The organism is Streptomyces huasconensis, assembly GCF_021028635.1.
GTDB lineage: Bacteria > Actinomycetota > Actinomycetes > Streptomycetales > Streptomycetaceae > Streptomyces > Streptomyces huasconensis.
Window position 1 is genome coordinate 6437078 of sequence record NZ_CP086119.1, and the last position, 16762, is coordinate 6453839.

At 69.6% G+C, this 16762-nt stretch carries 9 protein-coding genes and 3 pseudogenes; 5 read left to right on the forward strand and 7 right to left on the reverse strand.

Features of this window, described 5'->3' with window-relative positions:
• Window positions 1-632: 632 nt before the first annotated feature.
• The 4 genes and pseudogenes from J2N69_RS28900 to J2N69_RS36850 form a co-directional block, all read left to right on the forward strand.
• Window positions 633-1802, forward strand: coding sequence for a cytochrome P450 (locus J2N69_RS28900; RefSeq protein ID WP_230904921.1), 1170 nt, complete (start codon window positions 633-635; stop codon window positions 1800-1802).
• 88 nt (window positions 1803-1890) lie between these two features.
• Window positions 1891-6645, forward strand: a pseudogene (locus tag J2N69_RS36840) (amino acid adenylation domain-containing protein); the annotation flags it as partial.
• Between the two features lie 867 nt (window positions 6646-7512).
• A pseudogene (locus tag J2N69_RS36845) lies at window positions 7513-8868 on the forward strand (amino acid adenylation domain-containing protein); the annotation flags it as partial.
• 201 nt (window positions 8869-9069) lie between these two features.
• Window positions 9070-10230, forward strand: a pseudogene (locus J2N69_RS36850) (FkbM family methyltransferase); the annotation flags it as partial.
• Window positions 10231-10248: 18 nt separating this feature from the next.
• On the opposite strand, the gene J2N69_RS28920 reads toward J2N69_RS36850, so the two are convergent.
• Window positions 10249-10665 (reverse strand): GerW family sporulation protein, encoded by a 417-nt coding sequence (locus tag J2N69_RS28920; protein ID WP_230903296.1) that lies wholly within the window; start codon window positions 10663-10665, stop codon window positions 10249-10251.
• Window positions 10666-10875: 210 nt separating this feature from the next.
• Window positions 10876-12150, reverse strand: a complete 1275-nt coding sequence (locus J2N69_RS28925) for a tyrosine-type recombinase/integrase (protein ID WP_230903297.1) — start codon at window positions 12148-12150, stop codon at window positions 10876-10878.
• Between the two features lie 417 nt (window positions 12151-12567).
• Here J2N69_RS28925 and J2N69_RS28930 point away from each other — a divergent pair, with 417 nt between their 5' ends.
• The gene (locus tag J2N69_RS28930; protein ID WP_230903298.1) at window positions 12568-12801 is read left to right on the forward strand and encodes a helix-turn-helix transcriptional regulator; all 234 of its coding nucleotides are present in this window, start codon (window positions 12568-12570) and stop codon (window positions 12799-12801) included.
• 158 nt (window positions 12802-12959) lie between these two features.
• Here J2N69_RS28930 and J2N69_RS28935 read toward each other — a convergent pair whose 3' ends face one another.
• From J2N69_RS28935 to J2N69_RS28955, 5 genes are all read right to left on the reverse strand, one after another.
• The gene (locus J2N69_RS28935; RefSeq protein ID WP_230903299.1) at window positions 12960-13760 is read right to left on the reverse strand and encodes a hypothetical protein; all 801 of its coding nucleotides are present in this window, start codon (window positions 13758-13760) and stop codon (window positions 12960-12962) included.
• Between the two features lie 155 nt (window positions 13761-13915).
• Complete coding sequence (locus tag J2N69_RS28940; protein ID WP_230903300.1) at window positions 13916-14629, reverse strand: hypothetical protein; 714 nt, start codon at window positions 14627-14629, stop codon at window positions 13916-13918.
• Window positions 14626-14838 carry a hypothetical protein gene (locus J2N69_RS28945; RefSeq protein ID WP_230903301.1) on the reverse strand — a complete coding sequence of 71 codons (213 nt, stop codon included), beginning with the start codon at window positions 14836-14838 and terminating at the stop codon, window positions 14626-14628. The genes J2N69_RS28940 and J2N69_RS28945 overlap by 4 nt, the downstream gene beginning before the upstream one ends.
• Window positions 14839-14850: 12 nt before the next feature.
• On the reverse strand, window positions 14851-15753 hold the full coding sequence (locus J2N69_RS28950) for a PD-(D/E)XK nuclease family protein (protein WP_230903302.1): 903 nt from the start codon (window positions 15751-15753) through the stop codon (window positions 14851-14853).
• A complete protein-coding gene (locus J2N69_RS28955; protein ID WP_230903303.1) occupies window positions 15750-16523 on the reverse strand; it encodes a GIY-YIG nuclease family protein in 774 nt (257 codons plus the stop codon). The genes J2N69_RS28950 and J2N69_RS28955 overlap by 4 nt, the downstream gene beginning before the upstream one ends.
• Between the last annotated feature and the right edge of the window lie 239 nt (window positions 16524-16762).

The following is a 16762-nucleotide window of genomic DNA, read 5'->3' on the forward strand; positions in this document are numbered from 1 at the left end:
TGGTCACAGGAATCATCTGGATTCGCCGGATTAAATCGACGGCCTGCGTGCTCCGCCCGAACATACCCGCCGACCCGCGAATGGTGAACCGGAAATCGGCCGGTGGCCGCGTCCCGTCGACGGGACACCCGAACCTTGACCGGCGGGGCCTCGGCCTGCTTGCGTTACGGTTCCGCGCAGGCGAACGAGGCCGGAAACCAATGGGGTGGAGTGGAGAACGGTTGAACCGGCAGGAATTGCACGCACAGCAGTCGGTCCTGTCAACCGGCAACCGGCAACCGGCAACCGGCATCAGGAAACCGGCGAGCCGGTAACCGACATCCGTCGTCCTCTCCCACTCTCGGCATCACCAGTGAATGGCAGGTTCCGTTTCCGTCCGTGCGCCGCGGAAAAGCACGGGCCCCGCGAAGCCGGCGAACTCCTCGTGATGACCGACACCATTTCGACCCGCACAGCCGCAGGCCCTTCGCCGGGGAACTCACGGTGCTGGGCGCCCCGGCCCAGCGAAAGGCGAGGCACTGACCATGACCCCTCCGACCCCCGTGACCCCCGCGACGCCCGTGGCTTCCCCGTCGCCCGCGACGCCGCCCCTGACCGTCGGGGCGACCGACCTCACCGACCCGCGGACGTTCATGGCACCCGGCGCCGAACTGGCCGCGATGTGGCGCCGGTTCAGGGCGGAGGACCCCGTCCACTGGCACGAGGTGACCGGCCGCGCCGTCCCGGGGTTCTGGGTGCTCTCGCGCCACGACGACGTGATGCGGGTCTACCGGGACAACAAGCGGTTCACCTCCGAGCGGGGCAACGTCCTGACCACCCTCCTGGAGGGCGGCGACTCGGCCGCGGGCAAGATGCTGGCCGTCACGGACGGCCCCCGCCACCGCGACCTGCGCAACCTGCTGCTCAAGGCGTTCTCGCCCCGGGTGCTCGAACCCGTCGTCGCCGGGGTGCGCGAACGCGCCGACCGGCTGGTGCGCGTCGCCGTCGAGAGCGGCGACTGCGACTTCGCCCAGGACGTCGCCGAGCACATCCCGATGGCCACCATCGCCGACCTCCTCGGCGTACCGGCCAGTGACCGCGACTATCTGCTGACCCTGACGAAGGAGGCGCTCAGCACCGAGGAGGAGGGCCAGTCCGCGGACGAGGCACTGGTCGCCCGCAACGAACTGCTCTTCTACTTCTCGGAGCTGGCCGCCGAGCGGCGTGACGACCCGCGCGACGACGTGGTGAGCGTCCTCGCGACCAGCACGATCGACGGTGAGCCGCTGACCGAGCAGGAAATCATCTTCAACTGCTACAGCGTGATCATCGGTGGCGACGAGACCAGCAGGCTGTCCATGATCTGCGGCATGCGCGAGCTGATCGAGCACCCGGAGCAGTGGCGGCGGCTCAAGTCCGGTGAGGTGTCCGTCGACAGCGCCGTCGAGGAAGTCCTGCGCTGGGTCAGCCCCGCCATGCACTTCGGCCGCCGGGCCCTCGCGGACGTGGAGATCGGCGGACGGACCCTGCGCGCCGGGGACGTCGTCACCCTCTGGAACAGCTCGGCCAACTACGACGAGGACGTCTTCGCCGACCCCGGCACCTTCGACCTGGGCCGCACACCCAACAAGCACGTGTCGTTCGGGTACGGGCCGCACTTCTGCCTCGGCGCCTACCTGGGCCGGGCCGAGATCGCCGCCATGCTCACCGCGCTGTGCACCCACGTCGACGAGGCCGCGGCGAACGGTCCGGCCAAGCCCATCCACTCCAACTTCCTGCACGGGTACAGCAGTCTGCCGGTCTCCCTGCGACCGGCCCGGTAGCACCCCTACCCCTGGCCGCCCCCCGCCCCTGCCGCCCGGCGCACCGCAGCCTTCGACCCGCTCGCCGCCTTGAACCTTTGGAGAATCCGTGAACGACCTACAAGGATCGTCCGCTGCCGAACCGTCCACCGGCACGACCCTTGCCCCGGCCACCTTTCCCGGACTGTTCGAGGCGCGGGTCCGCGAGACGCCGCACGCTCCGGCCGTCGAAGCGGCCGACCACTCCTGGACGTACGGCGAGCTGAACGCGCGCGCGAACCGGATCGCGCACTGGCTCATCGGCCGGGGGATCGGCCCGGAACACGTCGTGGCGGTGGCGATGCCGCGTACGGCCGAGCAGATCGCCGTGCTGCTCGGCATCATGAAGGCGGGCGCCGCGTACCTCCCCTGGGACCTCGGCTACCCGCGGGAGCGGATCGCGTACATGGCGGCCGACGCCGCGCCCGCCGCCGTGCTGACCACGCGGGACGCGTCCGCGCAGCTCCCCGAGGACCTGGACACGGACGTGGTGGCCGTCGACGAGCCGACGACGGCGGCGGCCTGGCGGCAGGCGCCGCCGACGGACCCGGACGACGCGCGGCGGGTCGCGCCGCTGAGCACGGCGCACGCCGCGTACGTCATCTACACCTCGGGCTCCACCGGCAGGCCCAAGGGCGTCACGGTGACGCACTCCGGGCTCGCCGCGCTGCGGGCCGAGGCGGTGCGGCTCGGCGGCCTGGACGGCACGGTGGACGCGCGGGTGCTGCAATTCGCCTCGCTGAGCTTCGACATGTCGGTGTGGGACCTGGTGTCGGCGCTGACCACCGGGGCCGCGCTCGTGGTGCCCGAGCGGGAGCGGCTGGTCGGTGACGAACTGGCCGCCGTCCTCGCGGCGCGCGGAGTGACACACGCGACGCTGCCGCCGAGTGTGCTGGCCACCCTGCCCCCGGGCACCGCGGAGTCGCTGAAGCGGCTGCGGGTCCTGGTCATCGGCGGGGAGGCGTGCACACCGGGCCTGGTGACCGAGTGGGGCCCCGGCCGGCGGTTCATCAACGCGTACGGGCCGACGGAGGCCACGGTGTGGGCCACGTTCAGCGGACCGCTCACCGAGGGTGCCGTGCCGATCGGCACGGCGATGACGGACATGCGGGCGTACGTGCTCGACGAGCGCCTCGAACCGGTCGCCGACGGGCGGCCCGGCGAACTGTATCTGGCGGGTCCGGGCCTGGCGCGCGGATACCTGCGGCGCCCGGCACTGACCGCCGCACGGTTCGTGGCGGACCCGTTCGGTCCGGCGGGCGGCCGGATGTACCGCACCGGGGACGTGGCGCGGGTGGGCGAGCAGGGGCAGCTGGAGTACCTGGGCCGCAGCGACGACCAGGTCAAGGTGCGGGGGCTGCGGATCGAGACCGGTGAGGTGGAGGCCGTCCTCACGAAGCATCCAAGGGTGCGGCAGGCGGTGGTCGTGGCCCACGACGGCGGGCGGGGCCGGAACAAGCAGCTGGTCGGCTATGTGGTGCCGGTGTCCGACGAGGAGTTCTACGGCGCCGGGCGCGGCGAACGGACCGGGCACCTCGCCCTCGAACTGGGTCTTGGCGCCGCGGAGTTGCGTGCCTTCCTGGCCCGGCGGCTGCCGGACGGCATGGTGCCCGGCGTCTTCATGACCGTCGACGAGATACCGCTGACGCCGAACGGCAAGGCCGACAAGGCGGCGCTGCCCCGGCCCGAGTTCCGCGGCGCCGACTATCGGGCCCCCGCCACCCCTGTGGAGGAGGTGCTCGCCGACATCTTCGCCGAGGTGCTCTCCGTGAGCCAGGTCGGCGTGGACGACGACTTCTTCTCCCTCGGCGGCGACAGCATCCAGTCGCTCCAGATCACCTCCAGGGCGCGGGCCCGGGGTGTGGAGGTCGGCACCCGGCAGATCTTCGAGTGTCGCACGGTCGCCGCCCTCGCCCGGACGGTCAGCGCCGCGCGGTCGGACGCCGACGCGGCGCTGGACGAGCCGGACGGCGGGGGCGTGGGCCGGCTGCCGCACCTGCCGTCGACGCGTGCCCTTGAGAGCCACGGAATCTCCGCGCGGTCCGCACAGGCGATGGTCCTGGACCTGCCCGAAGCCATGGACCGGGACCGGCTCGCCGCCACCCTGGGTGCCGTGATCGACCACCACGACATGCTGCGCGCCCGCCTGGTGGAGGCCGAGGGGGGCGGGTTCATCGTCGCGGCGCCCGGATCGGTGGACGTGGACGGGCTGATCCACCGGGTCGCTCACGACGCGGCACGGGACATGGACGCCGGTCCCGGCCGGGCCGCCGAAACCTGGCAGCACCTGCTCCGGGCCGAACTCCACGCAGCCACCGGCCGGTTGGACCCGGAGTCGGGGGTCGTCGCGCAGTTCGTCTGGTTCGACGCGGGCACCGCGCGGCCCGGTCGGCTCCTGGTGGTCCTGCACCGCCTGGTCGTCGACGGCGCATCCTGGCGCATCCTCCTGCCCGACCTGGCCGAGGCCTGGCAGCGGGTCCGCGACGGCAAGGCCCCCGAACTCCCCCCGGTGGCCACATCGGCGCGCCGCTGGGCCCACGCCCTGGCCGAGGAGGCGCGGCGACCCGGGCGCGTGGCCGAACTGGACCTGTGGCGCTCCATCGTCGAGGGCCCCGACCCGGACCTCGGCGCCCGCCGCCTCGACCCGGCCGTCGACGTGAACTCCACGCTGACCGAGGTCCGTGTCCAACTCCCAGCCGAGACCGGCGACACCCTCCTGACCGCCCTCCCGGCCGCCTTCCGCTGCGCCGTCGACGACGCCCTGCTCGCCGCCCTCGCGATGGCGGTGACGAAGTGGCGCGCGGGGCGCGGCGTGACCGCGCCGTCGTCGCTGATCCGCAGGGAGGCACCCGGCCGCGCCGAAGCCGCCGTCCCCGGCGCCGACCTGTCCCGCACGGTCGGCCCGCTCACCGGCGTCGCGCCCGTCCGCCTGGACGTGGCCGGAGCCGACCTGGACGAGGCGTTCGCGGGCGGGCCCGCGGCCTGCACCGTCCTCAAGTCCGTCAAGGAGCAGCTGCGGGCACTGCCCGACCAGGGCCTCGGCCACGGTCTCCTGCGCCACCTGAACCCCGAGACCGGCGCCGTCCTGGAGCGGCACGGCGACGGGCAGATCCTCTTCGCCTTCCCGGGCCGTCCGGCCGCCGCCGGCCTGCCCGCCGAGCCGCACGGCCCCGGCTTCACCCCGGCCCCCGCCGCGGCGGGGCCGGCCGACCTGGACGCCGGCCTGGACACGGGCCACGCACCGCACCTGCCCGCGGACGCCGAACTCGCCGTGCGCGCGGCCGTCGCCGAGACCGCCGAAGGCCCGCGCCTGGGCGCCCGGTTCACCGCCCCGGAAGGCATCCTGACCGCTGGGGAGGTAGGTGAGCTGGCCGACCTGTGGTGCCAGGCCCTCGAAGCGTTCGCCCGGCACACCGCCGAGCCCGGCGCGGGCGGCCTGACCCCGTCGGACGTACCGCTGGTCGCCGTCGGTCAGGACGACATCGACGAGTGGCGCGAGCGCCACCCGGGCCTGTCCGACATCTGGCCGGTGCCGCCCCTGCCGCTGGGCCTGCTGGTGCACTCGATGATGGGCCGCGAGGCGGGCGCCGAACTCGACACGTACCAGGTCCAGTACACGCTGGGCCTGTCCGGCCCCGTAGACCCCGCCCGCCTGCGCACCGCCGCACAGGCCCTCCTGGACCGGCACCCCGCGCTGCGCGCCGCCTACGCGCCGGGCCCCGACGGTGACCTCGTCCAGCTCGTCGTGGACGGAGTCGAGGTGCCCTGGCAGTACCTCGACCTGAGCGGCCTCGGCGAGGCCATGCGGGACTCGGCGCACGAACAGTTCCTGGCGAGCGACCTCAAGGTGCACTTCGACCCGGCCACACCGCCGATGCTGCGCACCTCGCTGCTCACCCTGGCCCCGGACCGCCACGAGCTGGTCCTGACGGCCCACCACGCCAACGTCGACGGCTGGTGCCTGCCGCTGCTCGTCCGGGACCTGCTGCACCTGTACGCCGGCCGGGGCGACGCCTCGGCGCTGCCCCCGGCCCGCAGCTACCGCGAGTACCTCGCCTGGCTGGCCCGGCAGGACGGGCGGGAGTCGGGGCGGGTGTGGGCGAAGGAGCTGGCGGGCCTCGACGGGCCGACGCTGCTCGCGCCCGACGCCGCCCCGGGCGCCGACAGCGCGGACGTCGGACGGATCGACGTCCCGCTGCCCGTCGGCGCGGCCCGCGAACTGCCGCGCCGCGCCGCAGCGACGGGCGTCACCCTGAACACGCTGGTGCAAGGCGCCTGGGCCGTCGTCCTCAGCCGCCTGACGGGACGACAGGACGTCGTGCTGGCCGCCGCGGTGGCGGGGCGTCCCGCCACGCTGCCCGGCGCGGAGTCGATCGTCGGCACCTTCATCAACACCGTCCCGGTACGCGTCCCCTGCCCCCCGGACGGCCTCCTCACCGACATGCTGACGGGCCTCCAGAAACGCCAAGGGGCGCTGCTCGGCCATCACCACCACGGGCTCGCCGAGATCCAGCGCGCCGCCGGCCTGCCGGTCCTGGCCGACACCCTCATCGGTTTCGAGTCGTTCCCGCTGGACCGCGAGGCCATCGCGGAGGCGAGCGAGGCGGCCGGTGTCACCGTCACCGGCATCGGCCTGTTCACCCTGAGCCACTTCCCGGTGACCGTGTTCGTCTACCCCGACGGCGCCCACCTGCGGCTCAAGCTCCAGTACCGCGAACACCTCTTCAGCCGTGAGCGGGCGCGGGAGATGGCCGAGCTGTACGGGCGGGTGCTCAGGGAGATCGCCACGAACCCGGAGGCCCGGCTGAGTGACCTGGCGGCCGTGGAGGGCACCGGGCAGGAGCAGCCCCCGGCCGCTCTCGAAGGCGAGGTCGCCGCACGGACCGCCCACGCCGTCCCGGTGCCCGACGCGGCGGAGCACTTCAGGGCCACGCTCGGGGACGTCACCGAGCCCACCCTGATGTTCGGGCTCCAGGACGCCCACGGCGGCGGCCATCAGCTCCCGGCACCGCGCCATCCGCTCGACGCGCACCTCGGCGAACGCGTCCGGGCCTGCGCGAAGGACCAGCGGGTCGGCCCGGCCGCCTTGTTCCACGCGGCCTGGGCCCTGGTCGTCGCGGCGTGCAGCGGGCGCGACGACGTGGTCTTCGGCACCGCGGTCCCCGGCCCCCGGCAGCCGCACGGCGCCGAGCTCGCGCCCGACGACGCCGTCGACTTCCTCCCCCTGCGTGTCGACCTGGCCGGTACCAGCGTGCGCGACCTGGTACGCGGCACCGAGCGGGCGCTGCGGGACCTCGCCCCGTACCACCGCACGCCACCGGCCATCGCCCATGCGCAGAGCGCCGTACCGCCCGAGGTCCCGCTGTGCAACGCGACCCTGCACTACCGGCAGCCGGGGACCGGCGACCGCGTCGCCGAGGGGAACGGCCACCCCGTCGCCCTGTCGGTCGACGACCTCGGCGACTCCTTCCGCCTCGACGCCCGCGTCGACCGGTCCCAGGACGCCGAGCGCGTCATCAGCTGCCTGGAAACCGTCCTGTCGCACCTCGTGGACGCCCTCACCACTGAGGACGCGGCGCGGCGCCCGGCGCTGCAACTGCCCGTCCTGAACGAGACGGCACGCCGGCAGCTCCTGGTGGAGTGGAACGACGTACCGCCCACGGCTCCGGTGAAGCGGTGTCTGCACGAGTGGTTCGAGGAGGTGGCCGCGGGGCGGCCGGACGCGGTGGCGGTGGAGTTCGAGGACCGCGCCCTGACGTACGGCGAGCTGAACGCCCGGGCGAACCGACTGGCCCGCTACCTGCGCGGACTGGGCGTGGGCCCGGACGTCCTGGTGGCGCTCTGCCTTCCGCGCAGCGAACTCCTGGTCGTGACGGTCCTCGCCGTGCTGAAGGCCGGTGGCGCGTATGTGCCGGTGGACCCGGCGTCCCCGGCGGACCGGCTGGCGCATGTCCTGACGGACAGCGCCCCGCAGGTCTTCCTGACCGACGGGCCCCTGCCCGAGGGCCTGACCGCCCCGTCGATCCCCGTGGTCGACGTGCGCGCCGACGCGGACCGGTGGGCCGCGCTCGCCGCCGACGACGTGACCGGCACGGGCGTCCGCCCGTCGAACACCGCGTACGTCATCTACACCTCGGGCTCGACGGGCGTACCCAAGGGCGTCGTGGTCGAACACGGCAACGTGGTGCGGCTGTTCACGGCGACGGAGGACTGGTTCCGGTTCGGGGAGCGGGATGTCTGGACGCTCTTCCACTCGTTCGCGTTCGACCTCTCCGTGTGGGAGATCTGGGGCGCGCTGCTGTACGGCGGCCGCGTGGTGGTGGTGCCGCAGGCGGTCACGCGCAGCCCGCAGGAGTTCTACCGGCTGATGTGCGCCTCCGGTGTGACGGTCCTGAACCAGACGCCGACCGCGTTCCGTCAGCTCGTCGCCGCCCAGGGCGAGGACGCCGAGCCGCACTCGCTGCGTGTGGTGGTGTTCGGCGGGGAGGCCCTCGAAGTCGCCTCGCTCAAGCCGTGGCTGCGGCGCGCGGTGAACGCGGACACCCAGCTGGTCAACATGTACGGCATCACCGAGACCACCGTGCACGTCACTTACCACGCCCTGACGGACGCCGACATCGACCGGCCCATCAGCCCGATCGGCCGGCGCATCCCGGACCTGTCCACCTACGTCCTGGACGCCCACGGCCGCCCCGCGCCCGTCGGAGTCGTGGGGGAGCTGTACGTCGGCGGCGCGGGTGTCGCCCGGGGCTACCTGAACCGTCCCGAGCTGACCGCGGAACGCTTCCTCGACGACCCGTTCCGCGCGGAGCCGGGCGCGCGGATGTACCGGTCGGGCGACCTGGCGCGCTGGCAGCCGGACGGCACGCTCGAGTACCTGGGCCGCAACGACGACCAGGTCAAGATCCGCGGCTTCCGGATCGAGCTGGGCGAGATCGAGGCCCGGCTCGCCGAACACCCCGCGGTCCGGGACGCCCGCGTCCTGGTGCGCGACTACGACGACGAACAGGACCACCGCCTGGTCGCCTACCTCGTGCTGTCACCCGACCGGGCACCGGCCCTGCGCGAACTCCTGCGCCTGGAGCGCACCGAGCCGCAGGCGCTGGAACGGACGTACGAACTACCCAACGGCATGACGGTGTTCCAGCAGAACAAGAGCGAGACCGAGTTCGTCTACGACGAGATCTTCACGCACCTGGAGTACCTGCGGAACGGCATCACCATCGACGACGGCGACACCATCGTCGACGTGGGCGCCAACATCGGCCTGTTCACCCTGTTCGCGGGCAGCCGCTGCCCCGACGTCCGCGTCCACGCCTTCGAGCCGATTCCGCCCGTCTTCGACTCGCTGCGCCGCAACGTCGCCCTCCACGGCATCGACGCCAAGGTGTACGACTGCGGTCTCGCCGCCGAGGCGAAGGAGGAGACCTTCACCTTCTACCGGCACAACACCGTCATCTCCTCCAGCGTCACGACCACGGAACAAGCCCATGACCTGGTCCGTTCCTACCTGCGCAACCAGGAGGAGCTGACCGGCGGGGCCTCGGGCGAGGCCGCGGCCGACGACGGCCTCGTCGACGAACTCGTCGACGCCCGCCTGGACAGCGAGGAGTTCACCTGCCGCCTGCGCCCCCTCTCGGAGATCATCGCGGAGGAAGCGATCGACCGGATCGATCTGTTGAAGATCGACGTGGAGAACGCCGAGTACGAGGTGCTGAAGGGCATCCAGGAGCACGACTGGCCGAGGATCCGTCAGCTCGTCGTCGAACTCCACGACGTCGACGGCCGGTTGGACGAGGTCACGGCCCTCCTCAAGGACCACGGGTACGACCTCGTGTGCGAGCAGGGCAACCGTCTGCTGCGCAACACGACCCTCTACAACGTGTACGCCCGCCGCGTCGACGACCGGCAGCCCCGGCAGGCATCCGAGCCCGCCCCGGTGGCGCGCCCGCAGCGCTGGTCCGGTCGGACCGCGCTCGTCGCCGACGTACGCGAGAGGCTGCGGACGGCCTTGCCGGACTACATGCTCCCGGCCGCGTATGTCCTGCTCGAAGAGCTGCCGCTGACCCAGAACGGCAAGCTGGACCGGCGGGCCCTGCCGGCGCCCGTCTCCCAGGGCCGCGCCTACGTGGCGCCGCGTACGCCGTCGGAGCGGCAGCTGTGCGACCTGATCGCGCAGGTGCTCCGCATCGAGCGGGCGGGCCTGAGCGACAACTTCTTCGAACTGGGCGGCGACTCGCTGCTGGCGACCCGCCTCACCAGCAGGATCGGCAAGACGCTCGGGGTCAACGTGCTGATCCGGGAGGTGTACGAGGCCAAGGACGTCGCCCACCTGGCGCACATCGTGCAGAAGGCACCGGCCGCCAAGCAGCCGCAGCTGCGCAGGATGGACAGGAGCGCCCCGCGATGACGCCGGCCCCTTCGGGACTCACCCGCGGCGGCGCCCGGCGAGGAGGCGTACGAGGCGGGGGACGGCGGCGCCCGCCAGGAAGGCGGCGAGCGGCACGGCGACGACCGTCCACGGGTTCCGCAGCGGCTTGTACGTGACGGTGCCGCCCTTGATCTCGATGAAGCCGCGGGGCCGGGCCTTGACTCCTCCGGCCCCGCTGGGTTCATCGGCTTCGGTGCCGCCTCGCGCGGGACCGCCGAAGCCGAAGCCGTAGCCGACCTCGGCGACGGGGATGACGGTGACGTCCCCGGTGGTGACGGCCTCGCCGTAGACGACGGTCGTCGCGGCCCGCTTGCCGGTCTCCTCCACCAGCCGCTCCAGCCGGTAGCCGGGGGTGTCGTCGTCAGTCATATGAGCCGGCGGGGTGGCCCCGGCCGTCTCGTCAGCGGCGGTCACCGGTGCCTCCTGGGGGGATGGACGCGAGGGCGCGGGTCGCGATGCGCTCAAGGGTAGCGTAACGGGCGTAACGGCCCCGCGCGGCGGGCGAGTTGTGCTCCTGGCGCGTCAGATGTCGCGGAACTCATGGACAAAGCTTCTGACCTGCACAAATGACCCCTCTCGAAGATCATCTTGCACGATTGCTGCACAAGCTGAACGGAGCAGGACTCACGCGGCCCTGGTGTAGGCGCTCCGGACCGCGATGCGGACCTTGGAACCGGCTCCCACGACCCGGTGCACGTACTTACGCAGGGTGAACGCGGGATCGGCGTGTCCGAGTCGGTCCGCGAGCGTGTACACGTCTACACCGCCGCTGATCATCATCGACGCGTACAGGTGTCGGAGCGCGTGCATCATCACGTCGCGGGACTTCTCCCAACGTCGTCCCTTCGCGTCGGATTCAAGGGGCTTGATGAGGCCGGCCGACGCCAGGGCGGGCTTCCAGCGGTAGGAGTTGAACCAATTCGACTGAATGGCGGTCTTCTCCCGGGTGTAAAAGATCAGCCGCATCGTGACCGGGTCGCCGCCTTTGCTGCCCCAAGGTCGGGTCACCTCGACCGGCGGGTACTTCTGCATGTGCTCGCGCAGGGGGATGGCCACGTCGTCGGTCAGCTCAACCCACCGGTCCTTCGGGTCCTCGTCGTCTCCGCCCTTGGGGAGGGCGTATACGAGGAACGAGCCGTCGTGGACTACCTGCCGCTGCACGTGGACCATGGCGCCGTCCGGATGTGCCCAGTCGATATCTTCTGGTGACAGGCCGAATATCTCTCCTTGCCGAAGACCCGGGCCGCGACCACAGTCGACGAGCGCTTTGTAGCGGTCGGGAAGTTCGGCACGGATCTTCTCGGTGTCCTCCCATGTCAGGGTCAGCTCTGCCCGGCCGCCACCTCCTCGCTTCGGCTTGGCGTCCTGTACCGATTTGGCGAGGCACGGATTTTTGTGTATCAGGCTGTCGTCCACGGCCAGGTCAAAGACAGCCCGAAGGTTGTCGAAGACAAGGCGCAGTGTGGAACTTTCGAGCAGCCTGCGACGATCGTGCAGCCAGTCCAGCAAAGATGAGGCGTTCACGTCCTTTACGCGCATCTTCCCCACTGCGGTAGGAACGACGTGCAGGAGAATCCGCTCCTTGTGGCGTCGGTAAGTTCGTGGATTCTTGTGTTCGTGCCCCTTGAGCCATGTAAGGGCGAGCTCACCGACCCTGACCTCTCCGGCGCGAGGGTTGATATATGAACCGTCGTCCACTCCGGACCGCATCTTGGTCTCATGCCTGCGGGCTTCGACCTCGGTGCGGAACAGCTCCGTCTGCTGGACATCTTCCCGGTTACGCCATCGGGCCTGCCACCGCTTCCCCGTCCCGTGATCCCGCGTCGGGACTTTGCCGTGTTCCTTGCAGGTCGACTCCCCGTCTTTCGGGCGCGATTTGTGCCAGCGGTCGTACGGCATCAACTAACTCCTGGTTTTCAATGGGCCTTTGAGTCTATTTGTGGACTCTCTTGAATCAGGGCCATCGTCGACGGCGAGATCGTGTGCCCGTTCATCGCACCCTAAGTGAATTGGATGTTGATCCAGGCGAGCCGAAGATGTCAAATGCATTCTTGGGGTCTTCGCGACAAAGGGTGCAGAGTGGTAGAGAAGATTTCACCTAGGTGAATGCTCGCTGAGGGTTCGGCGAGCCCTCGGCGAACCCTCAGCGAGCATTCACCAGTGTCCTTCGAGGGTTCGCGAGAGTCGCAGGCGTTTCGTCGAGAGGCCCTCTGTTTGGTTCGGCCGGAATTTAGTGCGAACGTTTCATGTGCCACCACGGCGGAATTCCGCTCACGTGGTTCTTTTCTGCCCGCTTCGAACCGTTCTGGAGTGCCCATGCGTCGAGCCAATGCCCATGCGGAAGAAGCCGCCCGTGGCGCGGGGGACCGTTGCCCCTTGGCGAGCGCGGAGGAGCTGGCCGATTTCCTGGGCGTACCTCTGAATACGGTCTACATATGGAATCATCGACACCAGGGTCCGCGAGCCCACAAGGTCGGCCGCTATTTGCGCTACCGCTGGTCGGAGGTAGAAGCATGGCTGGAAGCTCAAGCGGTGAATCGCGCGACCTGATCGGCCAAGATTGGCTGGTGCTCTTGTCCTTGGCCGGGCGACAGAACCCGGCGTATAGCCCGACTCGCCTGCCGCCACCAGCGGCTTTGCCTTGAGAAGGGCCTCTGGCCTGCGTCGGAGGCTCCTTCTAGTGACGCGCCATCCTAAACGGCACGGACCTACGCCCGGTCGCGCCTGAGAGTCGTCTCGCTGAGCCCGAGGGCCATACTGCCCATGAGCTCACGAGCGAAATCCTCCAGAATCGAGGGGTTGGTAGCGAGGAACTCCATGACCCGCTCGGTTCGCTGCTCAGGCGAAAGCTCTTTCAGTTCTTGCTGCCATGCCAGGGTGGCAGCACCGCCATCCTCGACCTCGGCATTCACGATGAGGCTCCAGAGCGCCTGCTGGGCGTCCTCACGAGCGAGCCAAGTCATGAACATCTGCTGAAACTGCTGGCTCGTTACAGTGACCTTCGGGTCGCTGGGCGCGGTGGCCAGATCTTGGGAAGGCGCGTCCGCCTCGACCCCCGGGACGGCAACAGGAGGTGTCGTCGTGGACCCGGCCCGCAAGGCCTTCTTCTGGGCTCTGCGGGCCTGTTGCTTCAGCACCAAGGCTTCGCCCTTGGCAACGAGGACCGGCGCGGCCCAGGTGTGCCACCAGTGGGCAACGCGAGGTTTTGCGATTTCTACGAGACCCTCAATGATCTGGACCGTGATGTCAGCCACGGCCTGTTGGCCGGGGGTGAGCTGAGGACGCTGATCCTCCACGTACTCGGTGACGTAGACGATCTTGGGCCTGTCTGCGAGACTTGACTCCTTTTCGGCCTTCAGGCGGATCTCGACGTGCTCCGGCCCTTTGTCACTCGTCTTGGGAGTGAATCCACGCTTCCAGCCTTCGCTCTTCCGCGAGTCGGCGAGGTGCTCGCCCTTGGGGATACGAACAACTGCGGGGATCTCGTCGTACTCCTGGTCCTCGGCCATGCGTCCTCGCCAGTGCTCGGGTCTTCCTCGGCGCTCGGTCGACGAGGAAGACGCGGTGGTAGAACCTCACCCATGACCGTAGCTGCAGCGTCCGACGATTTGGCAGGTTCGGCGGGCATCGCATCAGCCGCCACGAAGTCGCGGGCCCAAGGTTGTCACCAGTCCTGTTGCCGGATCCGCTCGTCGGACACGATCCCGTAGACGTAGCGCCCAGAACGTTCGGGGCATCGTGGAATCTCCGACGGCCCCGCGATCGGCCATGCCTCCAGCGCTGACCGGATCTCGTGCCACTGCACGTTGCGCCGGCTCTCGACGATCACCAGGGTGTAGTGGTTAGTCCGGTAGGTAAAGGGCTTGCCGGTCTTCGTGTAGAAGACCTCGCCCTGGTGCTCCTCGATCCGAGGCCTCGCCGTCTCCATGTTGGGACCGACCGGCACCGGCTCGGGCGGAGGTGGCGGGGGCACTGGATGCCCTGCCCACCGGAGCCGTTCCTCCGGCGTTGGCTCCCGGCTATTTCGATGCCAGGATGCGCTCCCCGGCACGGTGGTCGAGGTGACTGCCAGCTCTGTTCCGTCCGGCAGCACCCCACGGCCAGGCTCTCGGTAGGGCTCCGCTATCTTGATGTCACGCCGCTCATAGCCGAGCCTGCTGGCAACTGACTCTAGGGTCCCCATCTGAATGTTCCCGACGTACGACCACTGGTCCTCGCTCGCATCGTCCGAGAACTCCACGACGCCGACCAGGTAGACCCCGTTCTCGTTCGGGTCGCCGAAGAGCTGCCGCAAGCGGTCGGGTCCAAAGTCGCCCATCATGTATCCGTCCACCCCTGCATCGCCGCTGTCAGATTCTCCGTCGATTAATGCGATCACAGTCTCCCTCGCGGCTGAGTCGCGTGCTGTGCCATACGGGACCCGATCACAGCCACCCTGCTGAGCACCTCGGTGGCTTCCTTGAGTGTGGTTGAGGGCGGCAGCACGAAGCGCGCGCCGAACTCGACTTCACCGCTGAGCTTGGCTTGCTTCTCGCCGTAGCCAGCGCCGAGGAACGCTGGAGCGCCGAGCGCCTTGAGTCTAGCCACGCCATCCTTCTCTTACTGCAAGGTCTTGCGCGGCGGATGGGGTCTCCACGGAATCCAGTCCTCTTGGGCGAGGTACTCCTGCCAGAGCAGCGCCAGGTGATCCCAGTCGAAGGCCTTGGAGGAGGTGACTCGCTGCTGCACAAGGAAGAAGCGGAAGTCGACCCCGCGAAGCCCGCTGCTGTCGACGAGCTTGCCAACCTCCTGAGTCGGCAAGCTCTCGGTGGCGTCCCAACGGACGGTGTAGCCGCTGCCCGGAATCGGGGCGTCCACGATCGCGACGTACAGGCCACCGGAGCCGATCTCCCGGATGGCCTTCGATGAGCCGCCGGGCAAGACGACGTTGTCGTACATATAGGCAGCACGAAGCCGGAGGGCGAGGTACAGGTCGATATCGTCGATCTGATTCCAGATTGTGTGGCCATCCACCTCCGGCACCTGGGACTCGATGTGGCTCGTCCAGGCTGTGGCGGTCGTCGCGGCCCACGGTACCGGGGACGAGGCGAAGGGAGCGATGAGCTCCTCCCAGGTGAGGTTCTGCCAGTCCTGGGCATGGGTGGTGTCGAGACGGATTCGCTGAAGCGAGACCGCCACGAACCGGCAGTCGCCTCGGTCCTCCTCGGCGACGTATCTGTAGTACCGCTCCAACTGTTCAATTCCGAGGCCGGCAAGCAGCTTCACTTCGAGGACAGCGACAACCTGACCGTTCGCCTCCACCACCAGGTCGGGGCGATCCGATGCCTTCCGGCCCCGCGACTTCGAGGCCTCCCGACGGATCTGGAGCGGGCCATCAGCGTTGATGCCGAGGACGGAGCGGGTGATCGCCTGGTCGGCATTCATGAGAGTGGCGAGCAGATCGCTCCACGCGTTCTCGCTGTTGATCGAGAGCAGGAAGCGAAGGTCCGGAAGACCGCTCACTCGCTGCCCTCTCCCAGCTCCGCGTCGATGTTGAGCACGCGGATCCCGGACTGCGACTGCGCGAGGAGTACCGCAGCGTTCTCGGCAAGGCGACGGGCGGACTTGAGCCGCAGATCCAGTTCGACATCGTCACCCCAGCGGACTGACGTTGCGATGGCGAATGCGATTGAACCACCGGACTTCAAGTGGCCGACGATCTCCTTGTGGATGCCGCGGCTGGTGCGCTGACTAGAGCGATCCGATTTGGCGTTGCGGTAGTTGCTGGCTTGCCTGGCCAGCTCCACGGACTCCCCGATGTAGAGCACGCGAATGCCGTCGTCGTCCACACCGAAATCGTATCGGTAGAGCCCTGGCGCTCGCGGGAGTCCGGGAAACCTCGGCAGGCCGACTTCGTCCAGCGTGATCGGGCCCGCGCTCAGCCACGAGAACGCAACGCGGACGTCGAGCGCCTCCAGTTCCTTGAGCTGGGACTCTTCGAAAGGCCCACGATGAGTCGCGCCGGTCAACTGCGGGATTGAGCCGCTCTCGGTGGCCAAGGATCCGGCACCGATCAAGAACCCGAGGTTCTGCAGCCACCGCCGAGAAGGTTGCGACTGAAACCGGCTGCGCTTGGCACCTGTCGCAAGGGAGATGACCTGCTTGACCGGCCAATGCACACCATCTACTTCGACCCAGTACTCACGGATCTCCTCGGGCACGTGACCAGCGAGACGCCTACGAACAAGCGTGGGCGTCAGCTCGAAGGATTCGCCATCGAGGGTGAACTGCATGGAACGGAGGTTAGCCGCAATCGTGCATGAGTACTCATCAGTTCGCTGACGGGGTCGCTGTGCGTGTGGGGTGCAGCTCTTCCGGGGGGTGAGGTCGCTCCTCCCGGACGACCAGCCTCATCCCCCTGGGCCAGGTGCCCAGGTCGGGCATATCGGTGATTTCCGCGGCCCAGGCGCCGGGCCGTTCGGTGCCGCCGGCGTATTGGGGCCGGTGTCCACGCCTTCTTAGGAATCTTCAG

Coding starts and splice junctions, on each gene's coding strand:
- J2N69_RS28955 (WP_230903303.1), bottom strand. CDS start 16,523: ATGCAGTTCACCCTCGATGGCGAATCCTTCGAGCTGACGCCCACGCTT.
- J2N69_RS28900 (WP_230904921.1), top strand. CDS start 633: ATGGCACCCGGCGCCGAACTGGCCGCGATGTGGCGCCGGTTCAGGGCG.
- J2N69_RS28925 (WP_230903297.1), bottom strand. CDS start 12,150: ATGCCGTACGACCGCTGGCACAAATCGCGCCCGAAAGACGGGGAGTCG.
- J2N69_RS28930 (WP_230903298.1), top strand. CDS start 12,568: ATGCGTCGAGCCAATGCCCATGCGGAAGAAGCCGCCCGTGGCGCGGGG.
- J2N69_RS28935 (WP_230903299.1), bottom strand. CDS start 13,760: ATGGCCGAGGACCAGGAGTACGACGAGATCCCCGCAGTTGTTCGTATC.